Origin of the sequence: Sphingomonas flavescens (genome assembly GCF_030866745.1) — a bacterium.
Classification (GTDB): Bacteria; Pseudomonadota; Alphaproteobacteria; order Sphingomonadales; family Sphingomonadaceae; genus Sphingomicrobium; species Sphingomicrobium flavescens.
Map to the genome: position 1 here is coordinate 989510 of NZ_CP133016.1, position 21607 is coordinate 1011116.

24 protein-coding genes are annotated in these 21607 nt (G+C 64.3%); 5 read left to right on the plus strand and 19 right to left on the minus strand.

Going from position 1 to position 21607, the window contains the following annotated elements; all coding sequences use genetic code 11:
* Positions 1-176: 176 nt before the first annotated feature.
* Positions 177-746, plus strand: a complete 570-nt coding sequence (locus tag QU596_RS05030) for a hypothetical protein (RefSeq protein WP_308517544.1) — start codon at positions 177-179, stop codon at positions 744-746.
* A complete protein-coding gene (locus QU596_RS05035) occupies positions 719-1045 on the plus strand; it encodes a hypothetical protein (protein ID WP_308517545.1) in 327 nt (108 codons plus the stop codon). Before QU596_RS05030 ends, QU596_RS05035 begins: the two co-directional genes overlap by 28 nt.
* Here the strand turns inward: QU596_RS05035 and QU596_RS05040 are convergent.
* A complete protein-coding gene (locus QU596_RS05040; RefSeq protein WP_308517546.1) occupies positions 1042-2361 on the minus strand; it encodes a surface lipoprotein assembly modifier in 1320 nt (439 codons plus the stop codon). The two genes, QU596_RS05035 and QU596_RS05040, sit on opposite strands and share 4 nt — an antisense overlap.
* A 14-nt stretch (positions 2362-2375) precedes the next feature.
* The gene (locus QU596_RS05045; protein ID WP_308517547.1) at positions 2376-3191 is read right to left on the minus strand and encodes a HupA family protein; all 816 of its coding nucleotides are present in this window, start codon (positions 3189-3191) and stop codon (positions 2376-2378) included.
* A 391-nt stretch (positions 3192-3582) separates the two neighbouring features.
* Between QU596_RS05045 and QU596_RS05050 the strand changes: the two genes are divergently transcribed.
* Positions 3583-4992: a winged helix-turn-helix domain-containing protein gene (locus QU596_RS05050; protein ID WP_420030944.1), complete on the plus strand. Its 1410-nt coding sequence runs from the start codon at positions 3583-3585 to the stop codon at positions 4990-4992.
* On the opposite strand, the gene QU596_RS05055 is transcribed toward QU596_RS05050, so the two are convergent.
* The 3 genes from QU596_RS05055 to QU596_RS05065 form a co-directional block, all read right to left on the minus strand.
* Positions 4989-7013 carry a TonB-dependent receptor gene (locus QU596_RS05055; protein WP_308517549.1) on the minus strand — a complete coding sequence of 675 codons (2025 nt, stop codon included), beginning with the start codon at positions 7011-7013 and terminating at the stop codon, positions 4989-4991. The two genes, QU596_RS05050 and QU596_RS05055, sit on opposite strands and share 4 nt — an antisense overlap.
* A gap of 82 nt (positions 7014-7095) precedes the next feature.
* Entirely contained in the window at positions 7096-7404 is a 309-nt protein-coding gene (locus QU596_RS05060; RefSeq protein ID WP_308517550.1) for a hypothetical protein, read from the minus strand.
* A 76-nt stretch (positions 7405-7480) separates the two neighbouring features.
* A complete protein-coding gene (locus QU596_RS05065; protein ID WP_308517551.1) occupies positions 7481-9460 on the minus strand; it encodes a transglycosylase domain-containing protein in 1980 nt (659 codons plus the stop codon).
* Positions 9461-9562: 102 nt separating this feature from the next.
* Between QU596_RS05065 and QU596_RS05070 the strand changes: the two genes are divergently transcribed.
* Entirely contained in the window at positions 9563-11026 is a 1464-nt protein-coding gene (locus QU596_RS05070) for an ABC transporter substrate-binding protein (protein WP_308517552.1), read from the plus strand.
* The gene (locus QU596_RS05075; protein ID WP_308517553.1) at positions 11026-11454 is read left to right on the plus strand and encodes a DUF4112 domain-containing protein; all 429 of its coding nucleotides are present in this window, start codon (positions 11026-11028) and stop codon (positions 11452-11454) included. The genes QU596_RS05070 and QU596_RS05075 overlap by 1 nt, the downstream gene beginning before the upstream one ends.
* Here the strand turns inward: QU596_RS05075 and QU596_RS05080 are convergent.
* From QU596_RS05080 to QU596_RS05145, 14 genes are all read right to left on the minus strand, one after another.
* Positions 11451-12170 carry a TonB family protein gene (locus QU596_RS05080; protein ID WP_308517554.1) on the minus strand — a complete coding sequence of 240 codons (720 nt, stop codon included), beginning with the start codon at positions 12168-12170 and terminating at the stop codon, positions 11451-11453. The two genes, QU596_RS05075 and QU596_RS05080, sit on opposite strands and share 4 nt — an antisense overlap.
* 15 nt (positions 12171-12185) lie before the next feature.
* Entirely contained in the window at positions 12186-12509 is a 324-nt protein-coding gene (locus QU596_RS05085; RefSeq protein WP_308517555.1) for a hypothetical protein, read from the minus strand.
* Positions 12510-12636: 127 nt separating this feature from the next.
* Positions 12637-13206, minus strand: a complete 570-nt coding sequence (locus QU596_RS05090) for a CAP domain-containing protein (RefSeq protein ID WP_308517556.1) — start codon at positions 13204-13206, stop codon at positions 12637-12639.
* A 133-nt stretch (positions 13207-13339) separates the two neighbouring features.
* Positions 13340-14380: a quinolinate synthase NadA gene (gene nadA, locus QU596_RS05095; protein ID WP_308517557.1), complete on the minus strand. Its 1041-nt coding sequence runs from the start codon at positions 14378-14380 to the stop codon at positions 13340-13342.
* A 57-nt stretch (positions 14381-14437) separates the two neighbouring features.
* Complete coding sequence (locus QU596_RS05100; RefSeq protein WP_308517558.1) at positions 14438-15181, minus strand: DUF4230 domain-containing protein; 744 nt, start codon at positions 15179-15181, stop codon at positions 14438-14440.
* Complete coding sequence (locus QU596_RS05105; RefSeq protein WP_308517559.1) at positions 15166-16011, minus strand: MBL fold metallo-hydrolase; 846 nt, start codon at positions 16009-16011, stop codon at positions 15166-15168. Before QU596_RS05105 ends, QU596_RS05100 begins: the two co-directional genes overlap by 16 nt.
* Before the next feature lie 32 nt (positions 16012-16043).
* Complete coding sequence (locus tag QU596_RS05110; protein ID WP_308517560.1) at positions 16044-16889, minus strand: hypothetical protein; 846 nt, start codon at positions 16887-16889, stop codon at positions 16044-16046.
* 42 nt (positions 16890-16931) lie between these two features.
* A complete protein-coding gene (locus QU596_RS05115) occupies positions 16932-18176 on the minus strand; it encodes a glycosyltransferase (protein WP_308517561.1) in 1245 nt (414 codons plus the stop codon).
* A 255-nt stretch (positions 18177-18431) separates the two neighbouring features.
* Positions 18432-18683, minus strand: coding sequence for a Grx4 family monothiol glutaredoxin (gene grxD / locus QU596_RS05120; protein ID WP_420030959.1), 252 nt, complete (start codon positions 18681-18683; stop codon positions 18432-18434).
* Between the two features lie 63 nt (positions 18684-18746).
* Complete coding sequence (locus tag QU596_RS05125) at positions 18747-18986, minus strand: BolA family transcriptional regulator (protein WP_308517563.1); 240 nt, start codon at positions 18984-18986, stop codon at positions 18747-18749.
* On the minus strand, positions 18986-19312 hold the full coding sequence (locus tag QU596_RS05130) for a DUF1476 domain-containing protein (RefSeq protein ID WP_308517564.1): 327 nt from the start codon (positions 19310-19312) through the stop codon (positions 18986-18988). The genes QU596_RS05125 and QU596_RS05130 overlap by 1 nt, the downstream gene beginning before the upstream one ends.
* A gap of 58 nt (positions 19313-19370) precedes the next feature.
* The gene (locus tag QU596_RS05135) at positions 19371-19727 is read right to left on the minus strand and encodes a VanZ family protein (RefSeq protein WP_308517565.1); all 357 of its coding nucleotides are present in this window, start codon (positions 19725-19727) and stop codon (positions 19371-19373) included.
* On the minus strand, positions 19724-20710 hold the full coding sequence (locus tag QU596_RS05140; protein WP_308517566.1) for an NADPH:quinone oxidoreductase family protein: 987 nt from the start codon (positions 20708-20710) through the stop codon (positions 19724-19726). The genes QU596_RS05135 and QU596_RS05140 overlap by 4 nt, the downstream gene beginning before the upstream one ends.
* Positions 20710-21600, minus strand: coding sequence for an N-acyl homoserine lactonase family protein (locus QU596_RS05145; protein WP_308517567.1), 891 nt, complete (start codon positions 21598-21600; stop codon positions 20710-20712). The genes QU596_RS05140 and QU596_RS05145 overlap by 1 nt, the downstream gene beginning before the upstream one ends.
* Positions 21601-21607: the final 7 nt, after the last annotated feature.

Genomic DNA, 21607 nt, shown 5'->3' on the forward strand with positions numbered 1-21607 from the left:
AGCGGGAGCTCTCATTTGTCTCTCGGTTACCGCTGCGCTGAGGCAAGTGGCGGCAATGAGGGGGGGTATACACGGTTGCCCGCCGATCACCTAATGTCGGCCTTGCGACAGTGATTGTGCCTTCCCGCGAACCGCGGTTTCGTCCACAGTCGAGCAAATAGAACAAGGGGAAAGCGATGCGTAAGCTGGTTTTGGGAGCGGCGCTGATTGCCGGCGTGGCGGCACCGGCCGCGGCGCGCGATGGACTGCCATACGTCGGCGTTGACGCAGGGATCATGAAGCCCCGGACCTTCGACCTTCGCTACACCAGCGCAAATCTGTCGGTCGGCGACGGCGTTCGCTTGCGGCACAAGGTCGGCTACGATGTCGACGGCGTATTCGGGTACGACTTCGGCATGCTCCGCATCGAGGGTGAACTCGGCTACAAGCGCGCCTCGCTGAAAGATGCGTTTCTCGATCCGGCCGCGCTCTGGGGAGTCTCGACGCCCAATCTTCCGACGCGCGTCAATGCCACGGGCCGCGGCTCATTCTGGAGCGGAATGATCAATGCGCTCGTCGATCTCGGGCCAAGCGACGGGGTCAATGGATCGATCGGCGCCGGCGTCGGTGCGATCCGCGCGCGCTATCGTGCCGGCCTGGTGCCCAGCAGCGCGCCCTCAACTTCACCAGTTCCGATCGGGCGATCGCCTTCCAGGGGCTCGCCGAACTGCGTGCGCCGGTGTCCGCCAATTTCGATGTCGGGGTGAAATATCGGTATTTTCGAACCGCCAACCTGAACTTCGGCGACTTCTGCGTCACCACCTGCCCGGGCATCGCTCCATATCGGCTGCGCGGGCAGTTCCAGTCGCACAGCGTCTTGTTCAGCATGCGGTACAATTTGGGGATCGTTGCAGCGCCCCCACCGCCGCCACCGCCCCCCGCACCACCGCCGCCTCCGGCCACGCAAACTTGCCCCGACGGCTCGGTGATCGACGCCACGGCAGCCTGTCCAGCGCCGCCGCCGCCGCCGCCTCCACCGCCCCCCGCGCCGGAGCGCGGGCTTTAGAAAGCGCGCGACACGCCGAACTCGGTTCGGGTCCGGCGATAGTCGTAAAAAGCGACGGTACTGCGGTTGCGCTCGCGCGACACGCGCAGGAGTGGGGCGAAGCCGCGAAAAGCAAGCTGCCGGAACGTTGCCCCGAGCGAGAAGCGCGAGTACCTATCCTCTCGCCGTCCCGGCAGAAGCGCCAGGCGCTGGTCGGCCTTGAGCCTGCCGACTTCCGCGCCCAGCGTTAGCGTAATCCTCCCCAGGTCGCGCCAGCCGACGACACCCGCGCGCCAGCCCGTGGTCGAGTAAGCGGGCTCCTTGAGGCTTTGACGGTCACCGCCAAGGCTGAGGGCGAATCCCATCGTAGGGGTCAGCGCGTGCTCGATGCCAACCTGCGCGGAATAGCCGCGGCCGTCTTGGCGATGGCTCTGCCGGTTATCGATCAGGCTCGCCGCGCCGCTCAAGCGCAACATGGTCCGGCTGCCAGCCTGATGAGACAGGGTCGCGCCGATGCGGGCGGAGCGCAGGAACGGCCTTTGCCCGTACCAGCGCTGGGTAGCACCGAGCTCCATCTGCAGACGGTCACGCTTCCAGTTGAATTCCGGGCCGGCCGCAACGTCCGCCGCGATGTCGTTGAATCGCGCTTCCTTGTAGAGGTTGGCGATGCCGGTGGCCCGGATCAGCAGGCTGATGTCGTCGCTTACCGGCAAGCGGCGATAGGTTTGGGCGTTGATCGCGAGGCCCGTGCCTGAGCGCGCCTTGCCGTCATCAGCAATTTCAAAGTCGCCCAGGATCGTTCCCAGCCGGTCCGATCGCGTGGCGCGATTGATATTACTGTCCGGCGCCAAAGCGAGTTCGATGCTGGTGCCGGCAGGCCGCTGCGCGCGAAGCGCCTCCGAATAGCGATCGACGAGCCGCGTAACTTCGGGCGGCAGCGCGCCGGCGCGGATCGCGCGCACCTGGCGCCACGCCCCGTCCTTGTCACCCATCCGGTCGAGCACGCCCGCCAGCTCGAGCCGTACTCGGACGGCATCGGGGCGGCTGTCGACGACCTGCCGCAGCAGCATCGCCGCGCGCGTGAGATTCCCGCGCTTGCCCTCAATCAGCGCAAGCCTGAACCGGGCTTCCAGCCGGACTTCCTGCGAAGGGTCCTGAACCAGCGCTTCATAGGCCCGGACGGCGGTCGCTGTATCGCCCTTGGTCGCCGCTGACTCCGCGATGACGAAAAGTTGCGCCGCGCTGACGCGCACTATCGTTTGCTCGCTCGGAGCACCTTCAGCCGCGAGGGGCATCGGGCCTCCCGCGGCAAGCACGGCTCCAGCGAAAACGCTCATCCGCTTCATCGACACTAGGGGCGCTTGGCAATCCAGGCCCCGATCGCCGTGTGAACCTGACCCGTCGCCGGCTCGACGAACGGTACCGTCCATGCACCAATAGTCTCCTCGGCGTTGGGACCGGTGAAGCGGCCCAGAAAGTTCGCCGCCCCTGGCAGGTTGGTCTCGAATTTCCCCGAGTAGGTCGTCGCTCCGGCGCCGAAGACGGTGTCTCGAAATCGATAGGTCCCGACCGGCACCGGATTCATGCCGCCGTCGATCATCAGATCCATCAAGCCTGAGAGACTTGCCGCGCGAAAGTCGAAGACGAGCGACACCGTTCCGCCAGCCCCGTGGGAAAAAGTCCCACCGTAAAGATTATCGTATTCCAGCACGTCGGTCGTGCCGGAGATTTTCCCCGAGTACGTCGCCGAACCACTGACCGGGACCGCACCAGCGGGCGTCGGAACGCCGAAGGCGACCGCGCCATAACCACCTTCCAGGCTGAGGTTCAGGTTACCCCACGTGCCCAGTTCGGAATATTTGTAGCCCGAGTCACGTGCCTTCGAGATGACCAGGTAGCCATAATTCATCGGCACGCTGGCCGGCTGGAAGTAGTTGTTACCGGAGTCGGGATTGCCGATGCCTTTATAGTGCGTCAGGCGATCCCATTCGCGGCCAGGCATCTGGATTTCGTAATATCCGGCAGAAGAGTAGCGGATGCGCGGCAAATCGGCTTCGGAAAGTGAGATTGATTGGATCCGCGCGCTCGTGCTCCGGCTCAGATTGTCGCTGGTCGATGCCCCGACCGATACATATTCCCCGGGGACGGGTGCCGCGAATATGGTCACCGGCGGCGTAGAGGTTGGGGGCGACGGTGCTGGTGCTGGGGCTGGCGGCACTGTGGAGACGGTCGCAACAGTCCCGCCGCCACCGCCACAAGCGGCAAGGGCCACTGCAAGCCCAGTAAGTGCCGCCCCGCGTGTAAGTCGGAACATCTGCCCGGTCCCCGTTCCTTGCCCTTGGTCTTTGCGCGTAGAAACGTTGCGAACGATGTGCGATGATCATTGTCTGATGATCTTCTGATGATGTCCTGACGCGAACGGTGGGGCTGCTCTTCGGGTGTTGAAGTTGGTCGATTTGGCAGGTCGCGCGGATTTTCATGCCAGACCGTTGCGCGTCAGTCCCGGGCGCAGACTGGTCGAAGGTCCGGCAGGAAGCGCGCATCTCGAGCCCATCGTCATGAAGGTATTTCTGCTGCTGCTCGACGCCCGGGGCAGCGTGGTCACCCGGAACGACTTGTTCGATCAAGCGTGGGGTGGTTCCATCGTTGGTGATGACAGCCTCAATCGAGCCATTGCGCGCGTGCGGAAAATCGCGTCGGAAACGGCGCCAGGCTCCTTCGAGATCGAGACAATTCCGCGGACCGGGTACCGCGTCACAGGCGACATCGTCGACAATCTGATTGCGGAAAAGGCGTTACCGTCGGGCTCCACGCCCCGAATTTCCCGACGCAATGCCATGGTTGGGGCAGCCACCCTAGGCTTGGCCGGGGTGGCGGGGGTCGCGGTCTGGACCACGACCCGTCGCAGCCAAGGTCACTTCAGCGAGCTGATGCGAAAGGGGGATGACGCGCTTGCGTATAACCCCGGAGACGGCAAGGCTGCGAAGCTCTTCCAAGAGGCCGTTGACCTGCAACCGACAAGCGCCGCTGCCCAGGGGCGGCTCGCTTATGCACTGGCGGTAGGTCTCGGCGACCGCAACAATCTGTCGAGGAATGAGGAAGATCAGAGCGGCGCGGCGGCTGAGGCCGCCAAAGTCTCCTTGAGCCTCGATCCTACCGACCCTTCGGCAAAGCTTGCGCAAATTCTGCTTCAGCGCAGCACGCTGGATCTTCTGCAGACGGAGGATCGGCTGCGGCAGGTTCTGGCCGCATCTCCAAACAACATCTTCGCCATGCGGCACCTGTGGGACTTGCTGCAGTCGGTGGGGCGCAGCCACGAGGCGTTAGCAATTGTGCAGCGGGCCACGGCGATCGCGCCACTGTCGGCGGCATGCAATTTTCCATTGGCGCAGCTCCTTTGGATCAACAACCGCACCGCCGAAGCAGACCGGATCATAGACCGTGCGTTGGGGGTATGGCCTGAACACCGGGGCGTACGCTTTGCCCGCTTCACGATTTTCGCCTTTACCAACAGAGCGAAGGCCGCCTTCGCGATGCTGGAGACTAGGGACGTGAGTCCGCTGTATCCGCCGGCATCTGCCGCTCTTTGGCGCACGTCGCTGGAAGCCTTGGACGATCCGACGCCCGCGAAGATCGAAATTGCTCGCAGAGCCAACCTCGAGGCTGTCAGGAGAGCACCGCGCGATTTTGCGCGCCAAGCGCTGCTCTGTCTTCCAGCCCTTGGGCAGGTCGACGCCGCGTTCGAAACCGCCAAGCTCCTGTTTGCTTACAACATCAATGGCAAGAGCTCGCCCGACAAACGCAATGGAAGCAGCACGGCTTGGGCCTTTGTCCCATTTCTTTTCGTTCCCCCGACTGAGCCGCTCCGTGCGGATGTGCGTTTTGGAGCGCTTGCGGACGGGCTAGGCCTCACCGCTTACTGGATGAAGCGCGGCATTCGGCCAGACTATCCGATCGCAGGGCTCTAGAAGCGGGTCTCCACGCCGATGCCGACTTCTCGCGGCGCCTCGGCAACCGCGCTGTCATTGCCCGAGCGGTCGATCAGGACGAACTTGTCGAACAGATTTCGCGCGTAACCGAACACCGTCGCCTTGCCGACCGCATATTCCGCCCGCGCGTTGACCAGCGCGGCGCCGGGAACGCGAACCAGGTCCGAATTGACCTCGTCCCCGAAATAGGCCGATCGATAGCGAAGCTGCCCCGACACGCGCAGGCGCGGTGTCGCTTTCCAGTCCACGTCCACCGCACCGCTAATGTGCGGCGAGCGTGCAAACTCGTTCCCGCTGAACTCGGGATAATCGGAGCCCGCGTCGATCAACCGCGTGTGCAAGTATCCGCCCGACACGCTTGCCGACAGTTGCGGACTGACCCGCCACGACAGCTCCGCCTCCGCACCATAGCTTCGCGCTTTGGGCGCATTGAAAAGGTCGGCGAAACCAACCCGGCGTCCCAACGGCGTGCGGATCGCAATCGCTTTCAGCCGCTGCGCATTGTGCATGTCATAATAGAAAAAATTGGCGTTCGCGCTGATGCCCGCGCCCAGTCTCGCGCGGACAAACATCTCATAGTCCCACAATCGCTCGGCTTCGAACTCGTCTGGCCGCGCGATGTCGAACCGCAAGGTCGTTCCGCCAGGATTGTACGCGCGCTGCACCAGCACGCCGGCGCGAACGTCCGGCGTTAGATCATAGGCAATGGACGCCTTGGGCAGCCAAGCGCGGAAGGTGCGGTCATAGTTGAGCGGGATCGCGCCGAAGTTGGTCGCGAGCACGCCGTCGCGCTCTTGCCGGTCCTGCTGACGGCGAATACCCGCGGTGAGTGTCAGGCGCGGCATGACGCGGATGCTGGCTTCCCCGAACAGACCAAATGACTTCTGCCAATCACGGAAGCGTCCCATCGACCCGTCGAGCAGGGACAAGTCGATTGTCTGCTGCAGCCTGACATGCGTCCGGCTGATGCCCAGTACCGCCGAATTATCGCCGGAAACCCAGTTGACGACCGCTTCCGCCGACCAGTCGCGTCCCTTGTTCAGTGCCTCGCCGAAATGCGCCGGCGCCAGTCGCCGCGCGGCGCTGTGGCCGCCGGTGAGCGTGACACTTGCCCGCAAGGTTCGCGCGAGTTGTTGACTGATATTGGCCGTGACTGCGTCAACGTTGATGCGGAAGGTGCCATATTGGCCGGACACGTCACGACGCTCACGGAATGGGGACGTGAGGCCGAGCAATTGCGGCTTTTGCGACTGGTTGTGCGTGTAGGTGATCAGCAGTCGGGTGTCCGGCAGCGCTCGTGGCTGCACGAGCAGCTTGGCGCGGGCCACCCCATAAACATCATGGTTTGGATCGCCGCCCTCGATCCGGTCGGTGATCGTGCTGGTTGTCCGCGCGTAGCGGAAATCGCCAGCGGCCCGCAGGGCAATCTCGCTGGACAGCGGCACGTTTATTGCCGCCGACACTTGGCGCATCCGGAAATTGCCAAGACTCGCCCGTAGCGCGCCCTCCGGCTCAAAGCGCGGATCTTTCGTGTACACGAAGATTGCACCGGCAATGGAATTCTGGCCCTGCGTCGTCGCCTGCGGGCTCCTGAACACTTCGATTCGATCGAGGTCCCATGCTGGCACCGTGCTAAAGACGAATTCATTGTAGGTCGTTCGGCGACCGTCGACGATCACCGTCGTTCGCGGGCGGTTGCCACCCAGGAATGCCGGTAACGCCTGCAGCGCGCCAGTCGTGTCCTGCCCCCGGATGCTGGGACCCTCGCTTCCGCCACCAAGCTGAACGTTGGGAACTAGCTGGAGCATGTCGGTCACGCGATCGGCCGATGCTGCGGTAATGTCGCGCGTCGTGAGAACCGCGACGCTCGACGATGTTTCCTTCAGGCTACGGCGGGCCCGCTCACCGGTGATGACGATGGAGTCCGGGTCGGCGGGCATGGTCGCCGCCGCGCCCTGCGCGCCCGTCAAAATGATGAGGGCCAGTGCCTGCCCAGACACGATTTCCGCGCCTCCCCCCTAACCGTCATTGCTAACCGGCTTTTGCTTTCTGCCCTGCTTTGCGCAGGTTGTCAGCAGCGCTTCAGCGGACGCGACGCTTCAGTTTGGGATTGCGAATGCAATGATCGTACCCAACCCAGTCCACCCGCCCGCCACCGCGGGAGGCATTTCGGTTGCACAGGTGCACCAGGGCCTGTGGCGGCTTTTTCCGTGCCACGTAGGTGAGCGCGCTGGCCATGGCCGTTCGCTGACGGACGATGCACTCCGCCTGCCACTGACAGCCGACGCCGATGTTCAGTGCGACAGGATCATAGAGAATGGGACGGCGCGATGATGCGTCCGCCGACATCGCCGTCAGGAGTAGAACAGCCCCGAGCGTCCACCTCATCATTCGCTCAAACGACGAAAACGCTGTCCGGTGCCACACTTAGGTATTTGCCGCTAAGCCGACCCTTCACGCAAGCCACTCAACGCCCGCCGAATATTTCGTCCAATTGCTTGGCGAGATCGCGCAATGCCTTCGTGCCGTCACTCCATTCGGGCGGCAGCGGACTTTTGCTGGCCGGCAATCTTACCGGCTCCGGGCGATTGAACGCGATGGGAAGCGGCGGACCACGCGTTCCATCGACGGCCAGCGCGGAGGTCATGAAGCTGCGCCAGATGTCGGCCGGCACCGTGCCGCCACTGATCTTGCCCAGCGACTTGTTGTCGTCACGGCCGACCCATACCCCGACGACCAGGTTACCGGCGAACCCGATGAACACGGCGTCGCGGTTTTCCTGGGTAGTGCCGGTTTTGCCGAACGTGGGTACGGCAAGCGCCGCGCGCCTGCCCGTGCCGTTGTTGGCGGCGGCGTAAAGCAGGTCGAGCATCGGCGACCAGTCACGGTTCCGGCTGAGAGAACCATCGGAACGGAAAAAGGCTTTGAGGCCTTCGACAGGCTGCTCGTCGGGAAGGCCTTGGGGCACAATCGGATAGCGCCCGCTGGCGACCGCCGCATAAGCCGACGTCAGCTCGAGCAAACTCACGCCCGCCGTGCCCAGCGGCAAGCTCGGGCGGTCCGGCAGCGGCGTCGTAATCCCCAGATCCCTGGCAGCGCGAATGACGTTGTTGCGACCGACCGCTTCCGACAGACGGACCGTGGCGGCGTTGCTGGACCGGGCGAAGGCTTCGCGCAAAGTGATCTTCCCGCGATAGACACGATCGCTGTTGACCGGCGTCCAGCCGCCAATCGTGATCGGTGCGTCATCGATCAGGCTGTCCGGCGTCCAACCCGCGCGCATCGCTGCGAGGTAGACGAACAATTTGAAAGCGGACCCGGGTTGGCGCCTGGCTTGCGTGACCCGGTTGAACGGCGACGCCGCGTAATTCTTGCCACCAACCATGGCCACCACCCGGCCGTCCGGACGCATGGCGACCAGTGCGGCCTGCGCATCGCCGAGCGGCGCGCGGGTAATCGCCCGCACCGCCAGCCGCTGCAGGTCGCGATCGAGCGTCGTACGGACTTTCACCTCACCGAAATCGGATTCGAACGCCTGAGCCGCGGACGGCGCGACCCAGTCGGCGAAGTAAGTTCCCGCCGGCAACTTGGCTTCCTGCGCAACCGGCCGGGCCATTACCGTCGATTCGGCGCGCGGTGCGCTGATCGCGCCGGTATCGGCCATGGCACCGAGCACTAGGCGGCTCCGCTTCTGCGCTGCGGCAAGATGTTGCGTAGGCGCGAGCCGCGACGGCGCCTGGACCATCCCCGCAAGCATCGCCGACTGAGCGAGCGTCAGCCGCTCGGGGTCGCGGTTGAAATAATGATGGGAGGCGGCACGGAGGCCGTAGACGCCATCGCCGAAGTAAACGCTCGACAGGTAGCGGGACAGGATTTCCTGCTTGGTCAGCCATGCCTCAAGCCAGAAGGCGATGATCACCTCCTGCGCCTTGCGCTTGATGGTCCGGTCGCCGGAAAGGAAACTGGTTTTCGCCAATTGCTGCGTGATCGTGCTGCCGCCCTGGCGAACGCCGCCGCCGCGCAGATTGGTCACGAACGCCCGGCCGATGCCCCGGGGATCGATGCCCCAGTGGCGATAGAAACGCCGGTCCTCGATGGACACAAAGGCCGCGGGCGTGAGCGGGTTGAGCTTGGTCACATCGACCGGCGCTTCCTTGATCGCGCCGCGCAGCGCAATCGGATGCCCATCGTCGCTCACCATCAACATTGCGGGGTCCGCCAGCGGCTCCAGGGCGCGCGACAGCGGTGCGGTAATCACCAGCCAGATCAAGGTCACGACCATGATTACGGCCACAGTGTACAGCACGATCGGCCAGCGCCGGCGCTTCCTTGGCGCAACCTCCGGCTCGTCGCGGCCTGGCTCGGGTGAAAGTCCGAACGGGTCGGGCAATTCCTCCACCGGCACGCCGTTGCGAGTCCAGAACTCCTGATTATCGGCTAGCTTCATTTCCCTCGCCGGACTCGCACTAACTGCCTTACCTCAGTAATACAGCGCGAGCGATATATCCAGATGCTTGCTGAACCTCCCATTGCGATTAAAGCCGCTGCTATGCGGCGCGTCCCGATCCTGCTGCTTCTGCCAGCCATGATGCTGGGGGCGGCCGGCTGTCGTCAGCAGCCCGAGGGCACGATCAAGGCGATCGTCATCGGCGATGCGCAGCCCACGGTCGCGGATCCGGCACGCGGGCCGTTGTCACCACAGGACGCGGTGCTGGTGGGTAACGTGGCGCAAGGTCTCGTTCGCTTCGACGCCGCCGGAAATATCGTCGGCGGCCTCGCCGAGCGTTGGAACGTCAGCGACGATGGGCTCAGCTATATCTTTCGCCTGGCCAACATGCAGTGGGCCGACGGCCGCAAGATTACCGCCAAGGAAGTTGCCCGACTGCTCAAGCGTCAATTGGCGCCGGGCAGCCGCAACGATCTGAAAGATGCGCTTGGTGCCGTCGCCGACGTTGTTGCGATGACCGACCGCGTCATCGAAGTGCAGCTCGTCGCGCCACGCCCGAACTTCCTCTCTCTGTTGGCACAGCCCGAGCTCGCGATTCTTCGCGACAAGGAGGGCACCGGGCCGTTCACCGTCAAGGCGAGCGGCGCGGAGGGCCTGCAGCTTCAGCGGCTCCTGCCCGGCGACGCCGATGACGACGCGCCAGCCACCCGGGAACAGGTCTCGCTTTCCGCGGCTACGATCGGCCCGGCGATCGCGGCGTTTGCCAACAGTAGGGCCGACCTCGTGCTTGGCGGCACCTTCGCCGATCTCGCCATCGCGCAACGGGTCAAACTTCCGCGCAATGCTCTGCGTTTCGACCCGGCGTCCGGACTTTTCGGGCTCGTACCCATGCGATCGGGTGGCACGCTCGATAAACCTGAGGTGCGCCGTCTGCTGTCGCAAGTGCTGGATCGCGGCAATTTCATAGATCGGATGAACGTGCCCGGGCTCACCGCGCGCGCGACGCTGCTCGAGCCGGGGCTGAGCGACGTCCCCGCGCCGGTCGCGCCGGCGTGGTTCGGGGTGCCGCTCGGCAACCGATTGGCGGCACTGCGTGCCGACGCGGATCGCTTGCTAGGCCCGCAGAAACCGGTAATCCACGTCTCGCTACCCGAGAGCCCAGGCGGCGCGGAATTGCTGCGCGAGATTGCCCGCGACTGGGGGGCGCTCGGCATCCAGGTGAAATGGGCCGAAGAGGAAGGCGACGCGGATTTCGTGCTGGTCGATGAGGTGGCGCCCTCAACGTCCGCCGCCTGGTTCGTCCGCCGGTTTCGCTGCGCGACGGTTGCGGTATGCGATCCGCAAGCGGACGAATTGATGGATGCCGCCCGGCAGACCCCGGTGCCGGCGCAACGTTATGCCTTGCTGACCCAGGCCGCAGCCCGGATCGACGACGCGCAATTGTTCATTCCGATTACCGCCCCCGTTCGATGGTCATTGGTCTCCGCGCGAGTGCAGGGGTTCGCCGGGAACCGTTACGCCGCTCACACGCTCACCGACCTGCAACAGCCGCCGGGCAGAAATTGATGGTCGACAATACAGGTCCGCGCTTGCCGATCCCGCAATTGGGCACCGACCCGCAATCGGTGCGGCAGCGGGTGGAGGCGATGGAAAAGCTCCTTGAGCGGATGTTCGTTGTGCCAGGCATCAACAAACCCGTCGGTCTCGACGTCATTCTCGACCTTATTCCGGGGATCGGAGACGTGGCTGCGGCGGCGCTTGGTGCCTACATCGTGTGGGAAGCAAAGAATCTCGGTATGTCGAAGACCCAGATGACGCGGATGGCGGGCAACGTCGGTGTCGACTTCCTGCTGGGCCTCATTCCCTGGGTGGGCGCAATCCCGGACTTCTTCTTTAGGTCGAACACCCGCAACCTGAAGATCATCAAGCGCCACCTCGAAAAGCATCACGCCGGGACAGCGACCATCGATGCCCCGGTATCTCGCCGCTCCTAACGATGCGGGATCCATTCGTGCTCACCGTCTACAGTATCGGCAATCGGGCGGCCGTAGCGGTCGGTTGAGGGCCGGTAGCGGAACCGCTGCATGATCAACCGGCAGGTCAGCGCATCAAGCTCGGGCACACCGCTGGATTGGGTCACTCGGCATCGGCTGACCAGCCCATTCGCCTCGACCCTGAAGGACAGACCCACGGTCCCGCCGACGCCGGCGTCTCGCAGGTTCCTGGGGTAGTCCCGCGGGGTAATTTCGCCCGCAATCTGCTCGAGGTCGGTACCCCCGCCTCCACCTCCATAGCCGTCACCACCGGTGCCGCCGCCGGTCCCCGCACCCGCCGCGGGTCCGCTGCCCGTTCCGCCGCCGGAGGGCGCGGCGGTCGGCTTCACCGCCACTACGGGGGTTACGGACGGCGGCGCGTGCGCGGGTTTCGGCCCGGGCGATGCACCAGGTTTGGCCGGCGCCGTTTGCGGCGCAGCGGACTCCGGCCGCTTCGCGGGTTCAGGCTGCTCGATCGGCTGGGGTTCTGGCGGCGGCGGTTTGGCCAGCGTTATTTCCACCAGGCGTTGCACGCTGTCCACCGGATGACGAAAGTCGCCTTTCAACCCGGTCAGCAGCGCAAAAGCGATGGCACCTTGAACGACGACGACCGCGGCAAGCGCCTGAATGCGCTCCCGCGGCCGCGCCAGTTGCTTTCGCTCAGCGTAGGCGGGCACTTTGCCCGCACCTGCTTAGCGGTAATAGCAGCGCCGGTCCTTGGTCAGCGTACGGTCGACCGCACCACCTGCCACGACACCGCCTACCGCGCCGGCTGCCGCGCCGAGCAGGCCGCCGCCAAGCACCTTGCTACCAATCACCGCACCGGCAACGCCGCCGGCAACCTTACCGGTCGTCGCCGACGAGTGGCGGCAATATTTGCGCGCATAGCGGGTCTGACCCTTGTAGGTATGATGATGCGCATAATAGGTCGTGTGCGCCTGGGCCGGCGTAACCACTGGCACATTGCTCGTGCCAAGCACCGAGGCGGCAACCAAAATCTTCGTCAGTTTCGTCATCGTCATTCTCTCTTCTGTTCTGTTTTGCGTGACTAACGAGTGAAAGCTGAACCGAACTCCACTCGAAGCAATGGTATCGACAAGCCGTGCACCGCCGGAGACGTGCGCACGACGGTAACTAGCGCGGTTAACGGAGGGCCTGACGGACGGTTCCGTTGCGCGACCGGTCCGAAAAATAGCGGCTTGCGAACCCTACTGGGCGCCCGTCGATGTTGCCCTTGTTTGCGTACCGACAGACGAGATAGTCCGTGAGCGCTGTGGATGCGATGGCGCAGCCGACGCGGGTCGTCGCTGGCCATATCATCTGCGTGTAGTGTCCGACGTCCGCCCAATTCCCGGTGCGGCTTACGTTCGGGAACACGCCGGCATGGAACCAGCGCTTTTCCGACGACCAGCCCCCAATCATCGTCTCGATGCTGTAAATTCCGCGCGACCCCATCCAGAGATTTTCTCCGACACCGGGGCGGGCTCTGCGGTCTGAATGTGCGAAGCGCGAGGTTCGCGCCAATTGCTGAGCATAAGTCGCCGCCGCTGCGCCCAAGGCGCTATCCCAGATCAATGGCGAAACGCCGGCACGGGCGCGTTCCGCGTTGTGCGCAGCGATGATCCGTGCTGGAAATTGCGACGCGAATGATTGCGATTGGCCGGCAGCCGGTACCGCAGCGACTACCGCCGCGAAGACGATGCGAAAGAGCAAGGTACCTCCCCAGATTCCCCAGGCCGAAGCTAGGGGATCGGGATCAGCAAGCTAGCGGTCATCCAGTGGGGCGGCGAGACAAGGACTCAATTCGTCGTAAATCGGCGCAGGCGGGCCTATTAATCGATAGTTCTCAATCGCCGCTGATCGCCGGGTCGATTTCTTCCGGATGGTCGACGATCGGCAATAGAGGCTTGCCGACGTCGCCCTGCCCGACGGTTCGTCCGGCCATTTCGAGCATGCGTTCCAGCGGCACGCGCGCGCGGTTCATGACCTCCGCCGACAACTCGATCCGCGGCTCCAGGTCACGCAACGACACGTAGAGCTTCTCCAACGTGTTCAGCGCCATGTACGGGCACATGTTGCAGTTACAATTCCCATCGCCCCCGGGGACGCCGATGAACGTCTTGTGCGGCGCCGCCTTCTCCATCTGATGGATGATGTGCGGCTCCGTCGCGACGAGGATCGTGTCGGCCGGGGAGGTTAGCGCGAAATCGAGGATCGCCTTGGTCGACCCTACCAGGTCGGCGTGATCGACGATGTGCGGTGGACATTCGGGATGCGCCGCAACCGGCGCGCCCGGATGCTCGGCCTTGAGCTTCAGGAGCTCCGTCTCGCTGAAAGCCTGGTGAACGATGCAGATGCCTGGCCACAAAAGCATTTCGCGGCCCAAAGTGCGCGACAGATAGCCGCCGAGGTGCCGATCTGGGCCGAAGATGATCTTCTGATCTTTCGGGATCTGATCGAGGATGATGTGCGCGCTGCTGCTGGTGACGATAATGTCGCTCAGCGCCTTCACCGCCGCAGAACAGTTTATGTAGGTGAGCGCGATGTGATCGGGATGCGCTGTGCGGAAGGCTGCGAATTGGTCCGGCGGACAGCTGTCCTCCAGGCTACAGCCGGCGTCCATGTCGGGCAGGATCACCGTCTTCTCGGGCGACAATATCTTAGCCGTCTCGGCCATGAAGCGGACACCGCAGAAGGCGATGACGTCCGCGTCCGTCTCTGCCGCCTTGCGCGACAGATCGAGGCTGTCGCCGACGAAGTCCGCCAAATCCTGGATCTCGGGCTTCTGGTAATAATGGGCGAGGATGACTGCGTTGCGCTCTTTCTTAAGCCGCGCGATTTCGCCCAGCAGATCGAGCCCCCTCAGTGATGCAGGCTGGTCGTTCAAATCACCCTCCGAACCGTCATGCGCGAGATATGAAGCGCGAGGCCTTGCCGCAATGGCTCAGCGCTTACGCGCGGCCTCTTCCAGAACCTCGTTATAGCTGCGGCTCTGTTCGATGCGCTCACCGCCAAGCGGCACACCGTCCGTGGCGAAGCTCGCCTTCACCTTTGCATCCGCAAACCCGGCCGCCTGCAGCGGCATTGCGAAGCTGCGCTCGACAGCCTGGCGGGCAGCTTCGCGGGCAAGCCGCATGGGAACGCCACCGCTCGCCTGTTTGCGCAGATCGGCCACGGCCTTGGCCCGGTTGGCCTGGTCAAGTTGTTCGCTCGAATTCGTCAGCGTCGAAAGGACGCCGCCCTCGCCATATTCCTGCGCCGCGGTCAGATCGACATCCGGTCCCGCAATCTCGACTTCCGGCAAGCGGACGCTGAGCGTGCTGGTCTGCTTGTCCCAACGCACGTCGCCGGGCTGCAGCTTGGACAGGTCGACCTCGTAGCGCACGTCGCCCGGGAGAATTAGGGTTCGCTTCGACGAAAAGCCAAAGCGGCTGACGGTCGACGTTGTCACCGACACGTAGCGCGCGGCGAAGACATTGAGCCGATTCTGCGCGCGCATGGATTCCAGGCTGGCGGAGGCAATTGTCTGCGGGGTCGGCCCGCCCGTGACGCGATCGACTAGACGCATGCCGATAACGAGCACGATCGCCAGTGCAGCCAGCACCGCAATAAGCACACCGCCGAGGATCAGCGCGCGTCGCTGGCCATCGGCGGGCCGCGCAGTCGATGTGTTCAGCGGGTCGTCCATGCGTCTTGCTGCTGTTCAACGAGCCCGCGCCGCTCAAGGTCCCGGAGATGTGCAAGCACCGAACCGCCGGCCGCGATCGTCAGTCGTGGGTCAAGACCCGGGTAAGCGTTCGCGACAATGTCGGGGATTGTTCGCGCCTGCCCGCCGATCAGGCCCAGGATCTGCCGCTCGCGTTGCATCCGGTGGCCGACGAGGTGCCGGACATATTGCTGCGGTTTCGTCACCGCAGGCCCGTGCGCGGGATAGTAGATGCGATCCTCGCGCTGCCGCAGCTTCTCCAAGCTCGCCATATAGTCGGCCATGTCGCCGTCGGGCGGGACCACCACTGTCGTCGACCAGCCCATCACATGATCGCCGCTCAGCAAGGCGCCGCGATACGCGAAACAGAGATGGTTGGACGTATGCCCCGGGGTCGCGACAGCCGTCAGCCGTTCTCCGTCGATGTCCAGCCCCTCGGCATCGCCGAGGACGTCGTCGGGTGCATAATCGCCGTCGAACGAAGCATCCGCGCGCGGCCCGGCGGTCTCTAGCGCCAACGGCGCGCAACCGATGATCAGCGCTCCCGTCCGCTCGGCCAGCGGCCGCGAGGCGGGGCTATGGTCGCGATGCGTATGCGTGCACATGATCGCGGCGACCTTGCGGCCGCCAATTGCTTTGGTCAGCGCGTCGATGTGCTCGGGCAGATCGGGACCGGGATCGATGACCGCGATCTCATGGGTGCCGATCAGATAGGTTTGCGTCCCGTAGTAAGTGAACGCCGATGGATTGTGGGCAAGCACGCGGGCGATGCCGGGCTCCAGTTCCTCAAGCTTGGCGTAGGGCGCTTCCACGCTTCGCCTCTGCCACGCCGAGCCGCCGCGGGCTAGCAGCGCAGGTCGTATTCGCCGATCGGGCCCGCGACCGTTCCCGCAGGGGCCCCCGCGCCGAGCGCCTGGATTTCCACACGGCTCCGCACAACGCCGCTGCATACCGCTTTGGGCAAGCGGAGCTTTGCCGTCTGGCCCACGCGCAGCGCCGGCAGCTCAAGCTCCGCGCGCTGGTCGCCGTGCCGTGCAAAGCGCATCTCGACGCCACGCGGAAAGGCTTCGTCCGCGCGCAGCACCAGCACCGTATCCTTGTCGATCGTGTCGCAATCGGTTGGCCGGTCTTCATCCCCTGCCAAGGCGCAGCGAAGCGTCAGCCGAGGGGGGATGACGCCGAGCGCGCCACCGGGGCCGAGCAGGTTCGGCGGCGCCACCGCAGTTTCCGTTGGTAGCGGCGGCAAGGCGCCGAAGTCGCGCGACAAGGGCGCCGCGTCCGCCGCACGCGGCGCATTCGACTTCGCGATCTTCGAAATGTCCACGCCCCCAGGCAGGGACAGCGACGAGGATGTCAGCCGCGTGATTTCGGCATTCACCGCAGCGATGATCTGCTCCTTCGCGGCCAATGGCATCTGTGCGCTGAGCGAAGTCTTCTTCACCGCGTCCTGAAGCGTGTGGATCCAATCGGCATCGCTCTGCCCCTCGGTCCCGCACATCTTGACCTTGGACGAACGCGGCTTGCCGTCTGGTCCCTGAAGCTGAATGGTCGTTTCGAAACGATGGGCTTCGCAATTTTGCGCTGCGGGTGTTTTTTCGGTGGACTGCGTTGGCGGAGCTGCACTCATCAACGCTGACGCCGCACCGAGCAGCGCAATCATTCCCAGCGGTGTGCGGATCCCCCATCCCATCTGCCTACCGTCGCCCCCTGCCCGTGAACCGCCGTTGAACCGTCAGGCCGCCGCCACGACGGCGCCGGGCGTCGCGCTATGCTGCAGCCGCCGCCGTTCGAAGGCCGCCGGATAAACGCGGGTGAACAGGGCTTCCATGCTGCTGTCCCAGCTGAACTGGAGCGCATGCGCCCGAGCCGCTTCGCGCATGGTCTCGAGGTCGCCATTCCACACCTCGAGGATGTTCGCCGCCATCGCAGCACCGTCGGACACCGGGCCGAGTCGGCCGGTCGCTTCGGTAACCCGGTCCACCATTGCACCGGCAGCAACGCCGACGACGGGCAAACCGGAGGCCTGGGCTTCGATGATCGAAACGCCGAAGGTCTCGTCCGCCATGCCGGAAGCATAGATATCCGCACTCGCCAGCCACTTCGCCAGCTCGGCTCGGCCCTTCACATAGCCCGGCATCAGGATGCGGTCGTCGTTTAGTGCCGCGATCTCACTGCGCAGCGGACCTTCGCCGAGCAGCACCAGCTTGGCGCCCAGTTCGCGGGGCAAACGGCGGAATGCATCGACGACCACGTCGGGCTTCTTCTCGCCATCGAGCCTGCCGACGTAGATCAGCAGCGGCTGGCTGTCGCTCAGGCCCAGCTTGGCGCGCAGTTCCGGGCTGCGGCGATCGCGGCCGAACTCGCCAATCTCGACCCCGAGCGGCACCACGTCGATGCGCTTGATGCCCAACTGCCGCAGCTTCGCCGCCCCGCCATTCTCGCTGAGCGCGAACATATTGTCGAAGCGGCGATAGAGCAGGCCGCAATAAGCGTAGCAGATGCTGCGGCAGAGATTGGCGAGTGGCCGGCCGACGAACTTGGCGAACGGGCGTTCGACGTAGACCGTCGGAAAGTCGGTCATGTACGCCGCGATCAGCGCCGTGTCGGGATGCTTCCGGCGATGCGCGATGGCCGCCCAGGGCAGGTTGTAGGCATCCTGGCTCTCGATCAGATCGGGCTTGAAGCGTTCCAGCGCTTTCCGGACGGCCCCGTTGCGCAGCATGAAACGGTAATGTGGGCTTCCCGGGACGTGCGGTGACTTGATCGTCACGGTGATCGCGCGGTCCTCCTCGATGACCTCGTCGCGCTCGCCGGGGATGATCATCAAATGGCTGTGCGGCGTCTGCTCCAGGATATGGCGGCGCTTGTGGAGCAGGTAGGTGCGCACGCCGCCGCCGACGTCCGACCAGCTTTGGGTCAGGTCGCAGAACAGCTTCGGCCCGCCGCTGCGGACCGGTTCGGGGTCGTGACGGCTCACTGGCCTGTCCAACCGCACACGCACGGCAAAGTGCCAACAGCCGTACAATCCGGGCAAATCTGTCGGAAATTTTTACGCACGTGCTGTTCTGTCCTTGCTTCGCTCGGAAGAAAACGGCGGAAATCTGCCACTAATTCAATTTGGCACGCCGATTGCTACATATATCGCGTCCACTTGGTTCCACGCCATGAAGGGGCGGCACAGCGGTTCTCTGGTCCAGCTGTTCCGCCCCTTCTTCATTTCAGGCGTCAGAACTCATGCGGCTTCAAGCAGCTGCTGCAATTCGCCGCTCTCGAACATCTCCATCATGATGTCCGATCCGCCGACGAATTCACCCTTCACGTAGAGCTGAGGGATCGTCGGCCAATCCGAATATTCCTTGATGCCCTGACGGATCTCCGGATCCTGCAGGACGTCCACCGTCTCGTACTTGGCGCCGAGCCGGTCGAGGATGGCGATGGCGCGGCTTGAGAAGCCGCATTGCGGGAACAGCGCGGTCCCCTTCATGAACAGGACGATGTCGTCCTTGCCGACGATCTCGGCAATCCGTTCCCGGGCGTCACTCACGTTTCATTCTCCGTTCGGCACTGCTGTTTCGAGCTGCAGTGCATGAAGCTCGCCCCCGACCCGTCCGCCCAGCGCGGCATAGACCGCCTGATGCTGCTTGATGCGGGTCATTCCTGCAAAGCTGCGCGCAACGACGCGCGCCGCATAATGGTCGCCGTCGCCGGCAAGGTCGCGAATGGTGACGTCCGCATCGGGGATCGCGGTCTTGATCAGCCGCTCGATGTCGTCCGCCGCCATGGGCATCAGTTGGTAGCCTCGATGATCTGCCGCCGCGCCTCGATTTCTTTGTTACGCAGCGCCTCGCGGACCTTGTCCTCGTCGATTTCGACATTGGCTGCGGTCAGGTCTCCCAGCACCTTGCGGATAACGTCGTGATCGCCGGCTTCCTCGAAGTCGGAACGCACAACGTCCTTCGCATAAGATTCTGCCTCGACGTCCGACAGACCCATCTGCCGCGCTGCCCATTCGCCGAGCAGTCGGTTGCGGCGCGCGGTGATGCGAAACTGCATCTCCTCGTCGCGGGCGTATTTGGCTTCGAATGCGCGCTCGCGGTCGTCGAACTGGCTCATGCGTTCCCCTCGGATTGATTGGCCGCCGAGATAGGTGAGCGCGCGCCGCTAGGCAACGTTAGCGGCGGGTGAAGAAGGGCCGGACGGCAAGGAGGACGACGATGACGGCCGCCGTGTCGGCCAGCCAGTCGAGGATATCGCTGTCCCGGTGCAGCGCCGGAATCGCCTGCACCACCTCGATCAGGGCGCCGAACAGCGACAGCGAGACCAGCATGCGCACCAGCGTCACCCGCGGAAACGCGAAGCTGCCAAGCAGCGCAAGCGTTGCAAAGGCCGTGATATGCTGAATCTTGTCGTTCGGCTCACCGGGCACCGCCGGCGGGTGCGGCAAGACCGCCATCACGAAAGCAAAGACCGCCGCCGCCCAAAATGCGAGTTGCACGACGCGGCTGCCATGCCAGTCGGCAAGCTTCAAAGCGTAACCACCAACTTGCCAACGGCCTTGCGATCACGAAGCGCCTCGATCGCTTCGCCGGCACGCTCCAGCGTATAGGTCGCGCTGATCTTCGGCGCGATCTTGCCTTCGTTCCACCAGCGGAACAGCTGCGCGACATGCGCGGCATTGGCCTTGGGATCGCGCGCGGCGAAGGCGCCCCAGAACACGCCGCACACGTCGCAGCTTTTCAGCAGCGTCAGGTTGAGCGGCAGCTTGGCGATCCCGGCCGGGAAGCCAACTACAAGGAAGCGCCCTTCCCACGCGATGCTGCGCAGCGCCGCCTCCGTGTACGCACCGCCCACCGGGTCCAGAATCACATGTGCGCCGTCCGGCCCGACCGCATCCTTGAAAAGCTGCGACAGCGCCCTCGGGTCGGACGTATCGGTGGGATACACGACCGCCGTGTCGGCACCCGCCTCGCGCGCCGCCTGCGCCTTTTCCTCGGACGAAACCGCCGCGACCACGCGCGCACCGAGGGCCTTGCCGATCTCGATCGAAGCAATCCCGATCCCGCCCGCGGCGCCAAGCACCAGCAAGGTCTCTCCGGCTTGCAGCCGGCCGCGATCAACGAGCGCATGGATGACGGTCGCGTAGGTCAGCAGCAGCGCCGACCCTTCCTCGAACGAACGCTCGGCCGGCAAGCGGATCGCTTGCCCCGCGCGGATCACGATCTGCTCGGCCAATCCACCAAAGCCCGTCGCGGCGATGAGTCGGTCGCCGACCGCCCAGCCTTCGACGCCATCGCCGACGCCAATGACTTCGCCGGCAAACTCCCCGCCCGGGGCAAACGGCCGCGGTGGCTTCAGTTGATACTTGTCCTCGATGATCAGCACGTCCGGAAAGTTCATCGCGCAAGCACGGATGCGAACCAGCAACTCGCCCTTTTGCGGTGCTGGATCAGGAAGTTCGGTCAACTGCAGGGTCTCAGGACCGCCTGGTTGCACAGACAGAAGCGCGCGCATTATTCGGCCGCCTTTGGAAATACCGGTAACTTTCCGATGTCGGCAGGCTCATGCTGAATGATGACCTTGGCGCCGGTCTGCTTCGCCAGCGCCTCGAACTTGTCCATCGACTTCAACGTCTGCGCCTTGTCAGTGTTGAACGGCGGCACCCCGCGCTTCTCGCGTGCGGCGGTGCCGTGATACAGGTCACCGCTGAGCAGCACCGTCCCCGACTTCAGCTTGACCATCAGCGAGTGTGATCCCGGCGTATGTCCGGGCAGGTCGAGCATTACCACGCTGCCGTCGCCGAACACGTCCTTGTCGCCCGTCACAGCCTCGACCGGCTTTCCGCCCGTCAGCCACGGCGCCATTTGTTTTTGCGACATCTGCATGAAGCTGTCGTCCGACTTCGCCTTAAGCGCGTCGAGATCAGCTGCGCCGATCAGCAGCTTCGCGTTGGGGAAGATGTGCGCCTGGCCGGTGTGATCGGCGTGATAATGACTGATGCCGACGATGCTGACGCTTGCCGGATCCACGCCGCCAGCCTTGAGTTGATCGAGTAGGGACTGCTTCATCGACGCGGTCTGGCCCGGCTCGACATAGGGATGCCCGACCAGCGCGTCCGGCAAACCTGTGTCCCACACCATCGTCTGGTCACCGTGCCGGATCAGGTAGCAACTGTCGGTCAGCTTGTACGGCCCCGGCGGATAAACGTCCGCGCCGCCGGCGAACGACTTGTCCATGTCGTCGACGTGGATGCTGCCGCAATCGAGCCGAGCGAGGGTGACCTTCGCGGTTGGCGTCGCCTCGGTCGTCCGCGTTTCGGACGTCGACTGGTTTTTAGCCGGAGCGGTCGACACGCGACAGGCGCTCAGCGCGACCGTTGCCAGCAACATCCAGGTCACGCGCATGCTCATC

Coding starts and splice junctions, on each gene's coding strand:
- QU596_RS05030 (WP_308517544.1), top strand. CDS start 177: ATGCGTAAGCTGGTTTTGGGAGCGGCGCTGATTGCCGGCGTGGCGGCA.
- QU596_RS05040 (WP_308517546.1), bottom strand. CDS start 2,361: ATGAGCGTTTTCGCTGGAGCCGTGCTTGCCGCGGGAGGCCCGATGCCC.
- QU596_RS05050 (WP_420030944.1), top strand. CDS start 3,583: ATGAAGGTATTTCTGCTGCTGCTCGACGCCCGGGGCAGCGTGGTCACC.
- QU596_RS05060 (WP_308517550.1), bottom strand. CDS start 7,404: ATGATGAGGTGGACGCTCGGGGCTGTTCTACTCCTGACGGCGATGTCG.
- QU596_RS05065 (WP_308517551.1), bottom strand. CDS start 9,460: ATGAAGCTAGCCGATAATCAGGAGTTCTGGACTCGCAACGGCGTGCCG.
- QU596_RS05070 (WP_308517552.1), top strand. CDS start 9,563: ATGCGGCGCGTCCCGATCCTGCTGCTTCTGCCAGCCATGATGCTGGGG.
- QU596_RS05075 (WP_308517553.1), top strand. CDS start 11,026: ATGGTCGACAATACAGGTCCGCGCTTGCCGATCCCGCAATTGGGCACC.
- QU596_RS05085 (WP_308517555.1), bottom strand. CDS start 12,509: ATGACGAAACTGACGAAGATTTTGGTTGCCGCCTCGGTGCTTGGCACG.
- QU596_RS05100 (WP_308517558.1), bottom strand. CDS start 15,181: ATGGACGACCCGCTGAACACATCGACTGCGCGGCCCGCCGATGGCCAG.
- QU596_RS05110 (WP_308517560.1), bottom strand. CDS start 16,889: ATGGGATGGGGGATCCGCACACCGCTGGGAATGATTGCGCTGCTCGGT.
- grxD (WP_420030959.1), bottom strand. CDS start 18,683: ATGAAGGGGACCGCGCTGTTCCCGCAATGCGGCTTCTCAAGCCGCGCC.
- QU596_RS05125 (WP_308517563.1), bottom strand. CDS start 18,986: ATGCCCATGGCGGCGGACGACATCGAGCGGCTGATCAAGACCGCGATC.
- QU596_RS05130 (WP_308517564.1), bottom strand. CDS start 19,312: ATGAGCCAGTTCGACGACCGCGAGCGCGCATTCGAAGCCAAATACGCC.
- QU596_RS05140 (WP_308517566.1), bottom strand. CDS start 20,710: ATGCGCGCGCTTCTGTCTGTGCAACCAGGCGGTCCTGAGACCCTGCAG.
- QU596_RS05145 (WP_308517567.1), bottom strand. CDS start 21,600: ATGCGCGTGACCTGGATGTTGCTGGCAACGGTCGCGCTGAGCGCCTGT.